The sequence below is a fragment of the Symbiopectobacterium sp. genome (genome assembly GCF_051710365.1).
GTDB lineage: Bacteria > Pseudomonadota > Gammaproteobacteria > Enterobacterales > Enterobacteriaceae > Symbiopectobacterium.
On record NZ_JBPETA010000277.1, the window covers coordinates 1 to 3,010 of the forward strand.

The window sequence follows — 3,010 nt, forward strand, 5'->3', positions numbered from 1 at the left end:
TGGGATTGTTAGTATGAATCATGAGAGTTACCTCGTGTTTTGTATAAGGATTGGACACCCATATCAAAACCGGTAACTCTCAACCTTGCAAGGTCCAGTGTCAGATCAAGTCGCGACTAATACAATTGATATCACAATCCGTACCCCGTTTCGGTGGTGGTGTCACTGGCTAAAACGCCGCACCACACTGCGTGAACTGCGTCGACTCAATGATGCTCAGCTCAAAGACATTGGACTCACTGCTCACGATGTCGACCGCTTTCGCTAAACAGAGGTTCCGACCGGACGGGTTGAGTGCGGTCGGGTTTACAGCATCCATCCAGTATGGTTCTATGTCCCGGCGTTACTCTCTCAGCCATGCGCATGGCGTTAACTCAACCCGAATGACATCATCATGCGTAAGTTCGCCATTTGGTTACTCTTGACGGCCCTATCCGCTCTCGCTCTGAGCATTCATACGCTGCAACAGCAGTATGAAGAACACAGGGCCGAGTTCCGTATCCTTTATCGTGATGTGGCACTCAAACTTTCTCAGCATGATGTCATCCTGACGCTGCTTTCCGCCGCCAGCGATCCCGAGAGGGTCAAAAAAGCGTTTCCCCAAATTCTTATCTTAAAAACACGCTCACCGGAATACAGTGCTACCGAGCCGCAACTGGCGGGCAATGGCACCTATTGGCTAAACGGCCAGCACGTCTCGCTGCTGATCGACCTCAAGCAGGTACTCAGCACACTGCCGCAGAGCAATGCATTCCGCACCCTGAGTTTGTACTTGCATGACACCCCTCTGGTGGTGCTTGGTGATGCAACTACAACGCCTTACTGGCAGTGGCATAAAGCGCTGGTGGGCGATTCGCAGCCGTTTGAGCTTTCAGCAGGAAACGATCCCGACTGGCGCCATCTGCCCTGGATCAGCATGCTGTTGTTTGCTCTACTCTGTGCGATCGTCGTAGAGTTTGTCAGCCGCTATCTGATGTATAAACGTCAACGTGTGCTGGCGGATTTACGTGCACAGTTTTCCGAACTCACCCGGCTCAATACCATGGGGGAGATTACCGCCGGTATGGTGCACGAACTGAATCAGCCGCTTACTGCGATTCTGAGTTACAACCAAACCGCCCTGAGTTTGCTGAAACAAGAAAAGAGCGCGGAGATCGCCCCTCTGCTCGACGCCGCCGTCGTGCAAACCAAACGGATCAGCGCCCTGCTCACCGATTTACGCCAAAAAATGCACAGCGACCACGTTCCCTTACAGCCAGTCAATCTGAAACTGGTCTGGTCACGGGTGCTGATGCTGCTGGAAAACGAGTTGCATGCCGGGAAAGTGAAAATCATCAACAAAATCCCCGATGACCTGCCACCGTTTCTCGCCGCACCGCAGTGGGTTGAGCAAATTCTGCATAACCTGCTGCTCAATGCGATCCAGGCACAGCAAAATAGCGCCTCCAAATCGGCATGGGTTGAGATCGCTGCGCACCCGATAGAAAAGGGCATTACACTGACCCTAACGGACGGTGGACCGGGTTTATCTGAGCAGGCGCTACAGAATGTCTTTCTGCCCTTTTTCACTACTCGACAGGGGGGACTAGGGCTCGGGATGGCGCTGACTCAAACGTTGGTTCAGGGTCTCAACGGCGACATCAGCGCAGAAAATGTCGCTGGCAGCGGGGCCCGATTCATACTGTGGTTTCCTTTCAACGCAGAGGAGCAGGACCAATGACGCTGTGTGTTTATCTGATTGACGATGATGACGCTATCCGAAATTCACTCAGTGCATTGCTGGCTACCGTCGGGTGGCAAACGCAACCCTATGCCAGCATTGCTGATTTTGAACAGCATCACAGCGACTGGCGCTCACTGCACGGCTGTCTGCTGCTCGATATTCGTATGCCAGGCAAAACAGGGCTAACCCTGTTAGAGGAGTGGCAACAATGCGGCATGGATATCCCCGTCATCATCATGACAGGTCATGGCAATATCAATTTGTGCCGACGTGCCTTTAAAAGTGGTGCCTTCGAGTTTTTGACCAAGCCCATCGATGCGGATCTGCTGCTCGAAACGGTTTCTGGCGCGATGACACAGTTTCAAACGCAGGCCAACCAGCGCCAACAAGCCACACAGTTACGGGATAAGCTCAATACGCTTTCCGCGCGCGAACATGAAGTGATGGCGCTGATGATGGAGGGAAAATCGAAAAAAGAGATCGCCAAAGATCTGGAACTCTCCTCCCGCACCGTGGAGGCACACCGCGCCAATCTGTTCGTCAAACTGGAAATAAACTCGCTGGCAAAATTGATAAAACTGTATGGCGGGCAATCGCTTATCGATAAAACTCCGTAAAATTACGCAGTGGCTTGAGTAATCAACCGAATGGTTCCTTCCAGAGGCTCTGGTTACGCTGTCCTTGTCGCATACCTCCCAAGGACAACAGGAGCCAGAACATAATGAAACGTCTGGTCACGTATTCAATGTGTTGCTCCGCAATAAAAATAGTATTCATGCTCTATGTTCTCTTCATGCATTCAGGCTGGTTTTAAACACCTTTTTTGCATGCCAGACTATGTAGCAATACACTCATTGAATACGTGACCCAGAATTGCTGCTGTGATGCGTATATCCGGTTGAGACTCCCGTGTGAACGGGAGTCTCAACCTGTCAGTTATTTACTTTGGTAATCTTTCAGAATCTGCCGTCCGGCAATATAAATCATTATTTCATCAGTACCGCCGCCAATCCTTTCGCAGCGCACGTCACGCCAGAAACGGGATACGCGTGCGTCATCCGTATAACCCAGCCCGCCCATGATCTGAATGGCGTCATCGATCACTTCCAGTGCGGTGCGTGCGCAATAAAGTTTGCACAACGCGGCACTGGTGCGTAATGAGACCCTGTACACGATTCTGTGTAAATGCCTTTTCTCAGTAGTGACCGTCCAGACGATCACCGAACTCGATAATAAAGCGGCTCATAGCCATACGCCAGTCCCTCAGCGGCATCGTCCATTTTTGTG

3 protein-coding genes and 1 pseudogene are annotated in these 3,010 nt (G+C 51.5%); 3 read left to right on the plus strand and 1 reads right to left on the minus strand.

The features are described from left to right. The first annotated feature begins 97 nt into the window (after nucleotides 1–97). The 3 genes from ACTBDZ_RS16545 to ACTBDZ_RS16555 all read left to right on the plus strand — a co-directional run bounded on the left by ACTBDZ_RS16545 (nucleotide 98) and on the right by ACTBDZ_RS16555 (nucleotide 2,340). Nucleotides 98–268 (plus strand): DUF1127 domain-containing protein, encoded by a 171-nt coding sequence (locus ACTBDZ_RS16545; protein WP_438816109.1) that lies wholly within the window; start codon nucleotides 98–100, stop codon nucleotides 266–268. Between the two features lie 126 nt (nucleotides 269–394). Continuing rightward, the gene (locus ACTBDZ_RS16550) at nucleotides 395–1,720 is read left to right on the plus strand and encodes a sensor histidine kinase (protein WP_438816110.1); all 1,326 of its coding nucleotides are present in this window, start codon (nucleotides 395–397) and stop codon (nucleotides 1,718–1,720) included. Beyond that, nucleotides 1,717–2,340, plus strand: a complete 624-nt coding sequence (locus ACTBDZ_RS16555) for a response regulator transcription factor (RefSeq protein WP_438816111.1) — start codon at nucleotides 1,717–1,719, stop codon at nucleotides 2,338–2,340. The genes ACTBDZ_RS16550 and ACTBDZ_RS16555 overlap by 4 nt, the downstream gene beginning before the upstream one ends. A gap of 319 nt (nucleotides 2,341–2,659) precedes the next feature. On the opposite strand, the pseudogene ACTBDZ_RS16560 reads toward ACTBDZ_RS16555, so the two are convergent. Then, nucleotides 2,660–2,884: pseudogene (locus ACTBDZ_RS16560) on the minus strand (acyl-CoA dehydrogenase family protein); the annotation flags it as partial. Between the last annotated feature and the right edge of the window lie 126 nt (nucleotides 2,885–3,010).

What these genes read in the sequence shown, in the direction of transcription:
- ACTBDZ_RS16550 (WP_438816110.1), top strand. Translation starts at nt 395, where the DNA reads ATGCGTAAGTTCGCCATTTGGTTACTCTTGACGGCCCTATCCGCTCTC.
- ACTBDZ_RS16555 (WP_438816111.1), top strand. Translation starts at nt 1,717, where the DNA reads ATGACGCTGTGTGTTTATCTGATTGACGATGATGACGCTATCCGAAAT.